6 protein-coding genes and 1 pseudogene are annotated in these 14856 nt (G+C 67.9%); 1 reads left to right on the plus strand and 6 read right to left on the minus strand.

The window, feature by feature from the left end:
- Positions 1–105: 105 nt before the first annotated feature.
- Positions 106–2565: pseudogene (locus tag DLJ53_RS03270) on the plus strand (efflux RND transporter permease subunit); the annotation flags it as partial.
- Here the strand turns inward: DLJ53_RS03270 and DLJ53_RS03275 are convergent.
- The 6 genes from DLJ53_RS03275 to DLJ53_RS03300 form a co-directional block, all read right to left on the minus strand.
- Complete coding sequence (locus tag DLJ53_RS03275; protein WP_111342297.1) at positions 2533–5175, minus strand: calcium-binding protein; 2643 nt, start codon at positions 5173–5175, stop codon at positions 2533–2535. The pseudogene DLJ53_RS03270 and the gene DLJ53_RS03275 overlap by 33 nt on opposite strands.
- A 348-nt stretch (positions 5176–5523) precedes the next feature.
- Positions 5524–5985, minus strand: coding sequence for a nuclear transport factor 2 family protein (locus tag DLJ53_RS03280; protein WP_111342299.1), 462 nt, complete (start codon positions 5983–5985; stop codon positions 5524–5526).
- Positions 5986–6083: 98 nt separating this feature from the next.
- Positions 6084–6839 (minus strand): SDR family oxidoreductase, encoded by a 756-nt coding sequence (locus tag DLJ53_RS03285; RefSeq protein ID WP_111342301.1) that lies wholly within the window; start codon positions 6837–6839, stop codon positions 6084–6086.
- 444 nt (positions 6840–7283) lie between these two features.
- Positions 7284–8192 carry a LysR family transcriptional regulator gene (locus tag DLJ53_RS03290; RefSeq protein ID WP_111342303.1) on the minus strand — a complete coding sequence of 303 codons (909 nt, stop codon included), beginning with the start codon at positions 8190–8192 and terminating at the stop codon, positions 7284–7286.
- Positions 8193–8561: 369 nt separating this feature from the next.
- Positions 8562–10829 carry a PBP1A family penicillin-binding protein gene (locus DLJ53_RS03295; RefSeq protein ID WP_162408819.1) on the minus strand — a complete coding sequence of 756 codons (2268 nt, stop codon included), beginning with the start codon at positions 10827–10829 and terminating at the stop codon, positions 8562–8564.
- Positions 10830–11257: 428 nt separating this feature from the next.
- Entirely contained in the window at positions 11258–14854 is a 3597-nt protein-coding gene (locus DLJ53_RS03300; RefSeq protein ID WP_146619873.1) for an autotransporter outer membrane beta-barrel domain-containing protein, read from the minus strand.
- Between the last annotated feature and the right edge of the window lie 2 nt (positions 14855–14856).

Here is a 14856-nt window from a genome sequence, read left to right on the forward strand (position 1 = left end):
GATCTCCTCCGTTCCTAGCGAGTGGCGGACGGTTCGCGGCGGGGCTGATGAGTTGTCTCGGATGCTTGCTGCTGCGGATCGGTGGCCGGACCGTCGTCGGTCCAGCTCGGCGTCACCGCCGCTGCCGTCTCGGCACAGCTCGATGACGTCCAGTCCGACACGTCGGGCGATGTCGGCGAGATTGGGGGCGCACGCCAGTCGGTGCGCACGATCGGCACCGTCGCCTCGGTGGAGGAGCTGAAGGCACTGCGCATCCCGCTCGCCGACGGGCGGCAGGTCCGGCTCGACGAGGTGGGGGCTGTGGAGGACAGCTTCGCCGACCGAACCTCGATGGCCTTCCTCGACGGGAGGCCCATCATCGCCGTCGAAATCATGCGCTCCAACGGGTTCTCCGACACGGGTGTCGCCGCTGACGTGGAAGCGGCGCTGACGCGCTTCGCCGCCGCCCATCCGGATGTCGAGATTTCGGAAGCCAACAGCGTCATCGGACCGATCCTGGAGAGCTACGACGGCTCGATGCAGATGCTGTACGAGGGCGCCGTCCTCGCCATCGTCGTCGTCTTCTTCTTCCTGCGCGATTGGCGCGCCACGGTCCTCGCGGCTGTCGCCCTGCCGCTGTCGGTGATCCCGACCTTCCTCGTCATGGCGCTGCTCGGGTACAGCCTCAACACCTTCACGCTGCTCGCGCTGTCGCTCGTCGGCGGCATCCTCGTCGACGACGCGGTCGTCGAGATCGAGAACATCGCCCGCCATCTGCGCTCGGGAAAACGTCCGATCGACGCCGCGATGGAGGCGGTCGCCGTCGTCGCCTCGCTCGTCGTGGCGCGCCTGCTGACGCCCATGATGGCGGCCTACTTCATGAAGGCGCGCAACACCGAGGAGAGAGACGGCCTCGTCATGCGCGCCTATATGGTCGTGGTGAAAGCCTCGCTGCGGCACCGGGGCCGGACCGCGCTGCTGACCGCACTCGCGCTCACGCTTTCGTTCGCCACCATCCCGTTCCTCCAGTCCGGCTTCCTTCCCGCCTCCGACGATGCGCGGGTGCAGATCACGCTGACGCTTCAGCCCGGCGTCACCATCGAGCAGACGGAGCGGGTGGAGAGAGCGGCCGCAGCGATCGTCGGCGACGTGGACGAAGTCACGCGCGTTCTGGCCTCGGTCGGCTCGGCATCCTCCGGCGGAGACCGCGGCGCTTCGGCGATGAGCAACACGGCGGCTGCCACGCCGGTCGCCACGTTGACGCCGATCGGCGAGCGGGAGGTGAAGCAGTCCGACATCGAACGCGAGATCCGGGCCGCCCTGTCATCGCTGCCCGGCGTGCGCGTCGAGGTCGGTGGCGGCAGAAACGGCGCCAAGCTCGACATCACCCTTGCGGGCGACGACCCGATCGCGCTCGCAGGCGCAGCGGCCGCGCTGGAGGACGAGCTCCGCACGCTTGTGGGCGTCGGGGCGGTCACGTCGACGGCCTCGCGGCAGGCGCCGGAGATCCAGATCATCCCCGACGTCGCCCGCGCCGCCGCGCTCGGCGTCACGTCGCGCGCGATCGCGCAGACCGTGCGGGTCGCGACGGGCTGCGACTACTCGGCCGTGCTCCCGAAGCTCAATCTTCCCCAGCGGCAGATCCCGAGCGTCGTGCGCTTCAGCCGCGAGGCTCGGGCGTCGCTCGACGATATCCGCAACCTGCGCGTCCCGGGCGCGAACGGCAGCGTCGATCTCGGCAGCATCGCCGACATCGGCATCGGCGGGAGCCCGTCGCAGATCGACCGGGTCGACCGGATGCGCAACGTCACGCTCTCGATCGAACTCGGTGGGCGCGTGCTCGGCGAAGTCTTCGCCGAGGCATAGGGGCTGCCGGGCTTCGCGAACCTTCCGTCGAGCGTGACCCTCGTGCAGCAGGGCGAACTGCAGCAGAGCTCTGACCTGTTCGCGAGCTTCGCGGTCGCGATGGCGGTCGGCGTGTTCTGCATCTACGCCGTGCTCGTCCTTCTCTTCCACGATTTCCTGCAGCCCTTCACCATCCTGATGGCGCTGCCGCTCTCGCTCGGCGGCGCGCTGGTTCCACTGGTCGTGACGGGAACCAGCTTCTCGCTGCCGGTGGTCATCGGTCTTCTCATGCTGACGGGCGTGGTGACGAAGAACTCCATCCTCCTCGTCGAGTACGTGATCATGTCACGCCGCGAGGGTATGGCGCGCTTCGACGCCTTCGTCGACGCCTGCCACATGCGCGCGCGGCCGATCGTGATGACCACCATCGCGATGGCGTGCGGCATGCTCCCGGTCGCTCTCAGCCTCACCGGCGGCGGCCCGAGCGTGCGTCAGCCGATGGCCATCGTGGTGATCGGCGGCGTCATCACCTCCACCTTCCTCAGCCTTGTCGTCATTCCGATGATCTTCACCTTCGTCGACGACCTGTCGCGCCTGCTGAAGCGGCTCGCCGGATCGGTCGGTGTCCGCCATGCGATCTTGTCCGTCGAGGCGCCAGACCCCGTTCGTCCAGAGGTGGTAGCATTCGAACGCAGTCGTCGCGCCGGCCTACAGGATGAAGTCCGCGCTGCTCATCGCTGAGAGGCCGGTGAGCTCGATCGTCAGGTCCGCGCCCGCACTGGCGTCGGTGACGGCGACGACGACCGCCTTGTCGCCATAGATGCGGTAGCCGAGGTCGCCCGCAGCCGTCAGCGCGCCGGTGCCGACGAAGCGGAAGGCCTGGTCTCCCGCACGGGTCGGGTCCGCGTCGATCGAGGAGAGGTCCAGAAGGTCTTCGCCACGGACGAAATCGCCGACGATGTCGCGCGTGTCAGCCGTGATGCCGGAGTCGCCCTCGCCGAACACGACCACATCGCGCCCCGCGCCCAGCCGGATCGAGTCCTGCCCCGCACCGCCGACGATCGTGTCGTCGCCGGCACGGCCGCTCAGGAAGTTGTCCCGGTCATTGCCGGTGATGACGTTCGCGAGGTCGTTGCCGCCCCCATCCAGCGCCAGCGATCCGACCTCCAGATTCTCGACATTGTCGTCCAGGTAATAGGCTGGGAGAAATGAACGGACCGTGTCGCGGCCCCCGTCCGCGTCTTCCAGCACGAGGTCGTCGCGCGCGCCGACGATATAGAGATCGTCGCCGCTCCCGCCGATCATCGTGTCCCATCCGGCACCGCCGTCCAGCGTGTCGGCGCCGGAACCTCCGTCGAGGAGATCGTAACCATCGCCACCCAGCAGGAGATCGTCGCCGGTGTCGCCGAAAAGTTCGTCGTTGCCGGCGTTGCCGGTCAACGTGTCGTCGCCCGCTGCGCCGGAGAGGGTGCCCGTCCCGTCATCCAGCGTCATCGCATTGCCGAGTCCGTTGCCGACGCCCTGGCCCCCGCCACGCACGATGAGGTTCTCGACGTAGGCGGGCAATTCGATCCGGGTGTAGGCGATGATCGTGTCGATCCCGCCGTCGGCCTCCTCGATGACCATGTCGTCCAGACTGGAGACGTAGAAGATGTCGTCGCCGAGGCCGCCGAGCATGGTGTCATCGCCCACGCCGCCGTTGATCCGGTCGTCGCCGCCGCGGCCGTCGATCCGGTCGTCGCCGCCTGCGCCGATGAGCACGTTCGCCCCGTCGTTGCCGACTATCAGATTGTCGCCGTCGTTGCCCGTGGCGGTGGTCCGCCCATATCCGAGCCGCAAGACCTCGACATTGTCGTCGAGGACATAGTTGTTGGCGTAGGAGAGGACGGTGTCGTGGCCCTCGTCGATGCGCTCCACCACCCGGTCGCCGGCAAGTCCGACGATATAATAGTCGTTGCCCGCACCGCCTATCATCGTGTCCGCGTCGGCGCCACCGTCGAGGGTGTCGTCGCCGTCCTCGCCCACGAGGCTGTCCCGCCCGGCAAGGCCCTTCAGCGTGTCGTCGCTCGCGGTGCCCCGCAGCATGTCGCCGCCGGCTCCGCCGGACAGCGGCTCGCCCGCGGTGGCTGTGAGATTCATGCCGTCACCGTCGTCGCGCCACAGGGTGATGCTGACCGTGGCCTCGTCGGTGATCACATAGGACTGACGGGCCCTGTAGGAGGCACGGAACAGGTCTCCGAAAGGACCGGTATCTGAGGACTCATGATTATATCCGGCCCTGACGCTCGGCCCGTTGGCCGCCATGTCCGCGGCTCCGAACAACATGGTGTAGATAAAGTAGACGAAACCGCCGTAAAATGTGCTGTATGCAAGGTATCCCGCAATATCATCGAAGCCATCGCCGTTGACGTCACCGAGGGCGCTGATCGCTTCTCCCCTGCCGATTTCGGTCCCGGCGCTGTCGGCCGATGCGGTGAACTCGCTGATCCGGATGGGGCTGGATACCGCGTCGGCCTGCCCGTAGATGAGGAAGTTGGCAAAGGTATATTCGGGCTCGTCGTCGCTCAGATCGATGTCCGTTCGCACCGTGAGGGCGAGGTCGGCATAACCGTCGCCATTGACGTCGCCGCCTGCCGACACGCCGTAGCCGAACTCGTCGGGGCGGCGATCGACTTCAACCACGAACCCTTCGGTTTCGTCGATGTCATCGAGGTCGACGATGCCGCCGACGTCGCCACGGCCGAAAATCGCAATAAGCCGATCCTTGCGAACGACCGCCATGTCGTCGATCCCGTCACCGTTTACGTCGCCGACTTCGGTTTCGGCGAGGATCGGCAGGCTGGACTGATAGCGGTCGCCATAGAGGGCCTCGGTGTCCTCCTGGCTCGGATCTCCCGGCGTCTGCGCCCGAATGGTGCGGCTGATGAAACTGCTGGCACCGGGCGCATAAAGATCGACGAGGCCATTACCGGTGTCCTCCCCGGCGGGCTCGACCCCGTAGTTTCCCAAGCCCAGGGTGGCGAACTCGTACTTGAAAAGACCATTGGAGACGAGGCTGTACGTGAAGGCGTCGGTCCCGGCGGTTCCCGGCGCCAGATGCTCGAAGGCGTCGCTGGAATCGTAGTGAAAGGTCAGGTCGGTGTTGACTGTGAGCCGGGCGCCGGACGCGAGCGTGACAGTCTTGCCCGGCGCGACGAGCGAACCGTCGACGAGCGCATGGTCCGGTGCGGCATGGGGGCTGCCCTCCCCGGGTATGCTCAGTTGACCGTCCGCGGATCCCATGTAGGTCGTGAACAGGCTGAAGCTGTCGGCTGGCACGAGGGTCGGTGCCGCCGGAAGAATATCGGACATGGGTCCCCCACGAAAATGGATCGGGCAATTACAGTATGCACGATTGCACAGGATCGGTTGGCACGATGGTGCGCCGCGGCAAATAAATAGATCTTTCACCCGTCTGCAATTGACGTGGTTCCGGTGGGTTGCGTTTGGGCCACCGAACGGGCCTTCATCTTGACTGCGATGGCGGAACTGGCCTCCCAAGCACTCGTCTCATTGGCTCCAGCGGTCTGACAGATTAGGGTTCATCTGGCTGTTGGCGCCGGAGCAAGGCGCCTTTCTCGACGAAATCCCCGCCGATGCTGTCGGCGACAACCTGTGTCGCGCGGTTCGGGGCAGGCGGACGGCATCGGCGAGGGGTGATCAGGCGCTGGCCGGCAGGGCCGGCGCCTCGAGCGCGGCTTCCAGATGGCCGAGCACGCCGAGCTGTCCGAGGATGATCGACGCGGCAGGGTAGCAATGGAACGACGCGACCTTGCCGTCCTTGAGTTGGAAGACGTCACAGCAGGGGGCGTGCATCTCGCGGCCCGTCGGCGCGATGGTGCCGGCCGGCAAGGCGAGCGGCCCGGTGTGCGTCCCGTTCAGCGTGAGCTCGACGATCACCGTGTCTCCGGCGACAGTGAGGTTGCCGAGCGCACGGTGCATGTCGGCAAAGGCGTTCCCGTAGATCTCGACGGGCCGTCCGATGTCGGCTCCGACGTATTTCACGCCGGCAGAGGTGTCCCAGAAGTATCCGTCGTGCGCAAACAGGGCGACGAAGGCGTCGATGTCCTTGACCTCGGCGACCCGGTAGAGTTCGCGGATCGTTGCTTCGTTGGATGTCATGTCTCGGTGTCCAGTAGAGATGAAGGGGGAATCGGCGTGCAGCGTTGGGGGATCCGGGGCCTCGTACGCTCGTGGTCCCCGGATCGCCGCCCCGTCGGTTACACCTGCGCCTGGCCGCCGTCGGCGAAGAGCTCGGCGCCGTTGACGAAGCTCGAGTCGTCCGAGCCGAGGAAGAGCACCGCCTTTGCGATCTCCTCCGGCTGGCCGACGCGTCCGAGCGGAATGCGCGAGGCGAGGTGGTCAAGGAGCGCCTCCTGCCGGGAGGGGTCGTCGCCGGCGAGGTCGACAAGCCCGGGCGTCCTGGTCGAACCAGGGCTGACGACGTTGACGCGGATGCCGGTACCGCTGAGATCGAGCGCCCAGCTTCGCGCCAGGTTGCGCACCGCCGCCTTGGAGGCGGAGTAGACGCTGAAGGCCGCCGTTCCCTCGGTCCCCGCGGTCGAGCCGGTCAGGATGATCGATGCGCCGCGCTGAAGCAGGGGCAGCGCCTTCTGCACGGTGAAGATCACGGCCTTGACGTTGCGCCCGAAGGTATCGTCGACCTGTTCCTCGGTGATCTCGCCGAGCGGAAGCATGCTGCCGCCTCCCGCGTTGACGAAGAGGACATCGATGCGGCCGGCGAGGCGGCGGACGTCGTCGAAGAGCAGGTCTAGGTCGTTGAGGCTCGCTGAATCCGCCTGGATGCCGACGGCGCCCTCGCCGATCTCGGCGACCGCCTTGTCGAGAGCGTGACGCCGGCGACCGGTCACGAAGACCCTCGCCCCCTCCGCGGCGAACAGCTTGGCGGTAGCGAGTCCGATGCCGCTGGTGGCACCGGTGATGACGGCGACCTTGCCGTCGAGACGAAGAGACATGTCTTGGACCTTTCGTGTTGTGCCGTTGCCCCAGGCGTCGCCCCTCCGCCAGCATTCGCGCATCGGCGGGGCTCACCAATCCGCGATGGATGGCGTCGTCCTGTGGTCTCCAAGGTATTCCAGAAGAAATATTGAGAGGTGTGCACTAGAATTTGCAGGGTATTTTCGCCTATTCTTAGGTATAAGACGGAAATTTATGTCTATAGGGTGCGTTTATTGGAATGCGTTGTCTGCAACGTTATTTCGAACGGGGCATATCGTGGGTTGTGCAGGCGTTCGCTTTGCGGAGACGTTTGTCGCGACGCCGCGCTGGACGTAGGCGAACGGCAGAACCGGCAGAAGCGCGCGTCGATGGATTCTGATGCCATGCGGATGGACAATCGGCACCGCCGGGGCTGGGCGTCAGCGACTGGCCCGCCCGACGCGATCCTCGCCGAACCGGACCTACACGTCGCCCGGGGCGAGGCCTCCGAAGACCTCGACGACGAAATCGCAGAAGGCGCGAACCCGCGCATTTTGCCGGCCGCTCTCGTGATAGACGAGGTGGAGCGGCATCGGTGCGGGGCGATAGTCGCCCAGCACCGCCTCCAACCGCCCATCGGCGAGATAGGGACGCAGCACGCACTCGAAGCTCTGCCCGATGCCGAGACCGGCGAGCAGCGCGCTCACATGCGCCGTGCTCTCGTTGACGCTCGCCGCGAGCGGCGGGAGGATCTCGATCGGCCGCTCGTCACCGATGAAGCGAAACGGGAAGGGTGACCCGCTGAGGGCCGAAAAGTAGCCGACGCCGCGATGATGTCGGACGTCGTCGGGCGCCACCGGGCGGCCGAACCGCTCGAAATAGGCCGGCGTCGCGCAGGTCACGAAAGGGAGTTCGCAAACCCGCCGCGCAATCAGAGTGGAATCGCGCATGGGCCCGCCGCGAATGGCGCAGTCGACCCCGTCACCGACGATGTCGACGCTGCGGTCCGTCACGCCCATCACGATTTCGACGTCGGGATAGCGGGACAGGAATTGCGGCAGAGCCGGGATCAGGATGACGTTGGCGAGGGAGGAGCCGATGTCGATCCGCAGCCGCCCGGAGAGGTTCCGCGTGGTTCGGCGCGCGGCATCGTCCATCGCGTCGAGTTCGGAGAGAAGCTTGACCGCGCGATCGTAGTAGTCGTGGCCCTCCACTGTGATCGCCGTGGTGCGTGTGCTGCGCGCGATGAGTCTCGTCGAAAGATGCTCTTCAAGATCCAGCAGCAGCTTGCTGACCGTCGATCGCGGAAGATTGAGGGAGCCGGCGGCCTTGGTGAGGGATCCAGCCTCGACGATCCGGACGAAGACCCTAAGCGCCAGTACTTGATCCACCGTCCGCTCCGTCGCCTCTTCCGTCCGGCCCGGCCGTCCGCGGATGCTGCACCGCCCGTCCCAATCTGTCGAGGCCGGCGGCAGCCTCGCCGCCCGCGGCCAGCGGACGCTTCCGCCGCAGCGCGTCGGCCGCGGTATACTCGGAGAGTTCGATCCGCGAGCCGCCTGGCGTCTCGATCATCACGATGCGGCGGACCTCAGCCGATGGATGCCAGCGGAAGCGCCGTTTCACTCGGCGTCGGCAGGTTCCGGTCGCGTTCCGGGGCCTGGCGGTCCAGGACGTCCCGGACATGGAGCGGCCCACCATCAACGTCACCACGACGCTCGACGATGCGGAGCCGGCGCTGCTCGAGGCCGAGGCGGCGCAGGCTATCGCGTGCAGAGGCGGCGCGGGCCGCGGTAGGGCTGGTACGTGCAGTCCGACGCGCGGAAGCTGCGGTAGAAGCGCGAACAGACCCTGATGTTGCAGCGCGGTGCGGCCGCAGCGGCCGCGGCGGCGCGTGCTTCCAGCAGGTTGAGCGGCGGCGGGCGCTGGACAGCGCCTTCCTGCCGGCGCGAAACGACGTCGCCTCGCTCTCCGACACTTCGTACCAGCTCGATCGGGGTGGCCGGCTCGTCGCTCTCCGCCGGGCCATCCACGCCGGCCGCGCCCTTCATGACGCTGGCGAAGATCTCGGCCGGCAGCGACCCGCCGGTGATATTGCCCTCCAGCGGGGCGAAGTCGTCGCGCCCGATCCAGACGCCGACCACCAGCTTGTCCGAGAAGCCCACGAACCACGCGTCACGGGAGTCCTGGCTCGTCCCGGTCTTGCCTGCGACGGGGCCGCCCCAGTTCGCCCGGCGGCCGGTACCCTGGCGCGTGACGGACTCGAGAAGCGAGAGAAGCGCGGGGCGGACCTTCGACAGGTCGGTCGCAGCGGCCGTCGGTGCCACTTCGAAGGAGGGACCATCGTCCCCCAGTCCGATCGCCGCGATACCCGTCGCCTGGATCGGAGCGCGTCCGGCCAGCACCGCTGCGTAGGCTTCTGTGAGATCGAGCAGCGTCACCTCGGAGGTGCCGAGCGCCAGCGCCGGCACCTTCGTGAGCTCTGCCTCGATCCCGAAGGCTTCGGCGGTCTCGGCGACCTTGTCGATGCCGACGTCCATCGCGAGGTTGACGGCGGCGCCGTTGAGCGAGCGGGCGAACGCCTCGCGTGCCGTGACGCGCCCGGAGAAGCGGCCGCTGAAATTCTGCGGTCGCCAGCCGTTCACGTCGATCGCCACATCGTTGACCATCGTGTCGGGCGTCAAACCCTCGGAGATGGCGGCGGCGTAGGTGAACAGCTTGAACGTCGATCCGGGCTGACGTTTTGCCTGCGTGGCGCGGTTGAACTCCGATTGCGGGTCGCGTCCGCCGACGAGCGCGCGGACCTTGCCGTCGGGCTCCATCATCACGATCGCGCCCTCCTGGCCCGGATGGTCCGCGAGTGCGGTCTGCAGCGCCTCTTCCGCCAGCTCCTGAAGCGCTTCGTCGAGGGTAACGGTGATCGTCACGTCCGTGGCGATCTCCTGCGCGACCGCTTCCGCCTGCGGCAGCACCCAGTCCGTGAACCAGCCGCCGTGCCAGCGCCCGCTCGGAGCGTAGCGCGGGCGGGCGACGAGCGAGGCGATCTCGGCCTTCGCCGTCTCCGCCTCCGCGTCGGTAATCCGCCCCTGCGCGGCCATCAGGTCGACCACCACGCCGGCCCTTGCCCGGGCTGCGTCCGGGGCGGAGCGCAGATTGGCCGCCGACGGCGCACGGATCGAACCGGCGATCACGGCGGCCTGCGCGATGGTCAGCTCCTCGTGGGACGTGTCGAACAGCACGCGTGCCGCTGCCGGCACGCCGGACGCGCCGGCGCCGAGGTAGATGGTATTGAGGTAGAGTTCGAGGATCCGGTCCTTGCCGAGCTGGCGGTCGAGATTGCGCGCGACGACCGCCTCCTGGATCTTTCTTCGAAGCGTCGTTTCGTCGTCGAGATAGAGGATCTTCACGAGCTGCTGGCTGATCGTGCTGCCGCCCTCGACGACCATGCCGGCGCGCCAGTTGCGCCACGCCGCGCGCATCACGCCCCAGGGATCGACGCCGCCGTGGCTGTAGAAGCGGCGGTCCTCCGTCGCGAGCACGGCGTCGACGACATGGTCGGGGAAGGTCGAGAGTTCGGCATACGGCTCGCGATGGCCGCCGCGGCGGAAGAGCGGCGCCTTGTCGGCGGTCTGCAGCGTCAGCACGGGCTCTTCGGCTGCGGGCAGCGTCTGGCTGAGCGGCAGATCGCGAAGCGCCCACAGGGTGACGCCGGAGAACACCGTCACGAGCACCACCGCCACTCCCGCCACGGACGCGAGCGTCACGAACGGCCAGCGCCGCAGCTTGCCGTCTCTCTTCCTCCGGAAAAGCGCCGGGAGCGAGCGGGTGTATCGAAGCCCCGTGCGGGTGCCTCTCGTGACGGCGCTCGCGATCACCGGCGCCTTGCTGCGCGCCGTCCCGTTGAGCGAGCGGGCGGCGCTCGAGGCCCCCTTGCCGAGAGCGGCGCCGCCGCGTCGCGCGTCACGCCAGAGGGCCGAGCCGAGCGCCGCGAAGGCCTGCTTCGTCCCGGACGTCTCCCTTCCGCCGCTCACGCAGAGGCCGCCGAGCGGAAGCGAAATCCGCAGACGGGCTCGACGGCGACGGGATTGCCGAGACACCCGGCCCGAAGCACGCCGATCGGATGGGCCCGTTTCTCGGTTCGAACAGTCATGAGCGGTTTCCCACTGCGCGGCGACCCCGTTGCCTCTCGGATGACAGCGCCAAAGCACTGCCGAAAGTCAGACAACGCGGGTTGGAGCGTTTCGATCCCGCACGCTTCTATCGCCGAGCCGAGCAGGCGGATCGGCGATCAGGCACGGCCGAGGCATGTGGCGGGCATTCGATCCCCCTGTTGCCGCCGCACGCACCACCCAGAGCGCCACGCTGCCCGACGAGGCCGGGAGAGCGTCATCGCCGAGTGGCGTGGAAGAGCGACGGTCGCGATCCCGTGGGGGAATGCCGGAACGGGTGCCGGGCGTCCTCACCAGCTCACGGTGAGGCCGATCCGCCCGCCGAGCGCATGGCCCGAACTGTCGTCCACCCGAACGTCGTAGTCGCCGGACGCGAAAAGGCTCACCTTGTCCGACACCGCCATCGAGGTGCCGAGATCGAGCTGCACCCGCGTGCCGCCGAGCCCGGCATCGAACGACATGGCATTCCTGCCGCCGAGCCCGGCGAACGTCACCTCGGGACCATCGCTGAAGGCGTGCCAGAGGTTCGCCCGCGCCCACCCGGTCAGCTCGTGGCCGTTCTCCAGCGACCAGCCCCGGCTCACCCGCCCGCCGATGCGGCCGAGGAAGTCGTCAGCCGCGTCGTAGCGGACCACTCCGTAACTGTCCGCACCGTTGTCGAAGGACAGGCGCTGATAGACGAGTTGGGCCTGCGGCTCGACCACCCAGCCGGCACCGAGGTCGAAGCGATAGCCGGCCTCCAGCGAGCCGATCACGCCGAAGCCGTCGGTCTCCAGCGTCTCGCCCAGTGTCGAACGCGCGCTCGCCTCATCGTAGAAGGTGCCCTGCAGCACCGCGTCGATCTGCAGCCCGCTCGACCGCTCGTGGTTCCAGTAGGCGCCGAGCGAATAGGCGTCCATCGACACCTTTCCCGCCGATCCGCCGTAGACGGCATCGACGTTGCCGCGCGCGTGACCCGCGCCGACGTAGAAGCCGATCACGTTCTGCACCGCACCGCCGGGCTGCGACAGCAGATGGTCATAGCCCGCCTGAAAGCCCCCGAGGTCGACATCGTAGCTCGGCCCGTCATTCTCGAAGCGGTCCAGTCGAGCCGCCGCGCCGCCACCGCCGGAGCCCTGGCTGCCGGTCTCGCCGAAGACGCGGCCCCAGGCGGCGCTTCGACGACCCGGCGCACGGCCAGCGGCGCGCTCGTCGCGGGTGCCGAGAATCGCGAGGCCATACTGCGAGGCGATGGCGGGAAGCGCGGTATCGACGGCCACCTCCGGCCTCAGATCGGGCAGCGCGTCCGGTCCGGTCGCGCCGCCTTGCGTCGACCGCAGGAACCAGTCGTCGCCCCCCGACGCGCCGCCGCGATAGACCCCATACTCGAGCGCTCCGCTCGCGACACGGCTTCCGAGTACGAACGCGCCCGGGGCGGTCGCGCCGCCGTTGACCGTCTCGATCAGCCTGATGCCGTCGCCTGCGGTGAGCTCGCCGTCGCCGATCGGCGCAACGAGGACGCGGGTCAGCCCGCTCGCCAGCCCGCCATCGACGATGAGCCGGTCGGCCGCGCCCTCGTCGCCCAGCGCAGCGTTCATGACGAGCGCGCCGTTGGCGCCGGCATAATTGCCGACGGTCAGACTTTGGAAGTTCCCTCCCACGGGCGGCGCGAACGCGATCGTGCTGCTCACGTTCACCAGATCGTCGACCCGCGAATTCACCCCCGGCCCCGCGCCGGGAAGCTCCCACGCGCTGCCGTCGGCGAGCACCAGGTCGATGCGTGCGTCGGCGGAACGGGTGATCGCGCCGGTGAGCCGTGAACCGGACGCCGCCAGCGTCAGATCGGTTCCCCTCGCGACGACCGCCGTGCCGTTCGCGGCGGAAAGGGAGCTGTCCGTAAGCGACAGCGCGGCGCTGCGGCTGTCAGAGAGCTCATCGACAGGGAGCGCCGCGATCGCCGCGGCGGATTTGCCGAAAGCGGATACGCTCACACCCTTCAGGTCGACCAGCGCGCCTTGCCCCAGCACGACGGCATGAGCATCGGCGCCTCGGGTCACCACCGACCCGCCGGAAAGCCCGACGAAGGCTCCGTCCCCCTGTGCCAGCACGCCGTAGCTGTCCCGCGCCAAGGTCTCGACGGCGAGGTTCGTACCCAGCATCTGCGCCGCGCCGTCACCACCCGCGACGTGTAGGCCGATGCCATCCCCGCTCAGCATGATCCGGCTGTTGGTGAGGTCGACCGAGCCGTTCGCCTCCACCCACACGCCGTCGCCGCGCGCGAGGTCGATATCGACTTCGGTGCCCCGGAGCGTCGCGGGGGCATTGCCGCCCGCATGAAGGCCCGCGAGCGCCGAGCCGGTAATGCTCACGCGGCGCAGCTCGGCGACCGCGTTGTCCCGCGCGTCGATCCCGATGCCGCTGATCTCGTCGCCGGCCATGAGGATGTTCACGTCCGTCATCGACAGCGAGGCGGTCCCCGTCGTCGTTGCCAGGAACGCGCCGTCGCCGCCGAGCGAGGCGGTGATATCGCCGCCAAGGCCGAGGGTCACGCTGCCGTCGCCGACATAGATCGCGGGCACGTAGTCCTGGATCGGCGCGAGCGTCACTCTGCCGTTTGCCGTGGCCGAGCCGCCATTGTCGGCATAGACCGCCGCCCGCGTCAGGAACGGCCCGCTGATGAGCCCGGTCCAGACCGTCCCCGCGTCCACGGTTTCGGTCCGGCCGTCGGCGGCGACCTGAATCTGGTTGTCCGGCCCGGTCCAGCCCATGATCTCCAGCAATTCCCGGAACAGATGCGCCGGTGCATCCGGATCGTCGGAATTGCTGGAGTTGATCAGAATGCTGATCGTGCGGTCGTTCGCGCGATCGTACATGACCAGCGCCTCGAAGCCGAGACCGTTGCCGGTGTGGCCGATAAAGCCGGAGATCTCGCCCATGCCGAAGCCGTAGCTGTCATACTCCGGGCTTTCCGGATCGGACGCGGTGGAGCCGAAGGACTTCAGCCGATCCACGAATTCGCGCCTGGTGATGAGCTCCCCGCTGCCGACGGCTTTGCCCCAGCGCTCCACGTCCGCGATGATGCCGACCAACCCTCCGGACGCACCGGCGCCGGTGGTATTGAAGTCGGCGAGCGAGATCGGCCCGGTGCCTTCGTCGGCATAGCCGACCGCATTGGGCGTCGGCATGGCGTTGGCGCCCTGGTACACCACCGAACTCAAGCCGAGTTTGCGGGACAGGCGGCGCTGCACTTCCACGGACCATTCACGGCCCGTGGCGGCCTTGATCACCTCGCCGAGCAGCAGGGTATTGGTGTTCGAATACTCGTAGGACGTGCCGGGGTCGAACTGCATCGGCTCGGCAAAGGCGAAGGCGAGCAACTCCTGCGGGGTCCAGTCCCGGCCGGGGTCCAGCCCGAACTGCGCGCGAAAGGCGTCGGACGCCGTGTAGTTGAACAGGCCGGAGCGCATCTGCGCGAGCTGGCGGATCGTGATCACGTCGCCGTCCGGCACGCCGCTGACGTAGTTGCCGATCGGATCGTCGAGATTGACCCGCCCTTCGTCGGCCAATTGCAGGACGACCGTGGTGACGAACGACTTGGTGACACTGCGATAGCCGAAGTAGGTCTCCGGCGTCGGAGCGGTGCCGTTGGCGATATCCGCGACCCCGGAATTCGACGTCCAGCGCATGTCGCCCTGACGGACGGAGACCGAGGCGCCGGGAATGCGCTTGGTGATCAGCGCCTGATCGATGGCGAGCTGCATCTGCGCGGCGGTGGCCGGGTTGTCCCACGGGACATCGCCCAGCCCCTGCGCGAGCGCGAGCGTCGCGTGCGAGGAAAACATCAAAATTGCGGCGACCGTGGAAAGGCGACGTTTGTTCGAAGCTAAAATACGGTCCAACCCGGCCACCA

The sequence above is a fragment of the Acuticoccus sediminis genome (assembly GCF_003258595.1).
In the GTDB taxonomy this organism is placed as follows: domain Bacteria; phylum Pseudomonadota; class Alphaproteobacteria; order Rhizobiales; family Amorphaceae; genus Acuticoccus; species Acuticoccus sediminis.

Coding starts and splice junctions, on each gene's coding strand:
- DLJ53_RS03285 (WP_111342301.1), bottom strand. CDS start 6,839: ATGTCTCTTCGTCTCGACGGCAAGGTCGCCGTCATCACCGGTGCCACC.
- DLJ53_RS03275 (WP_111342297.1), bottom strand. CDS start 5,175: ATGTCCGATATTCTTCCGGCGGCACCGACCCTCGTGCCAGCCGACAGC.
- DLJ53_RS03280 (WP_111342299.1), bottom strand. CDS start 5,985: ATGACATCCAACGAAGCAACGATCCGCGAACTCTACCGGGTCGCCGAG.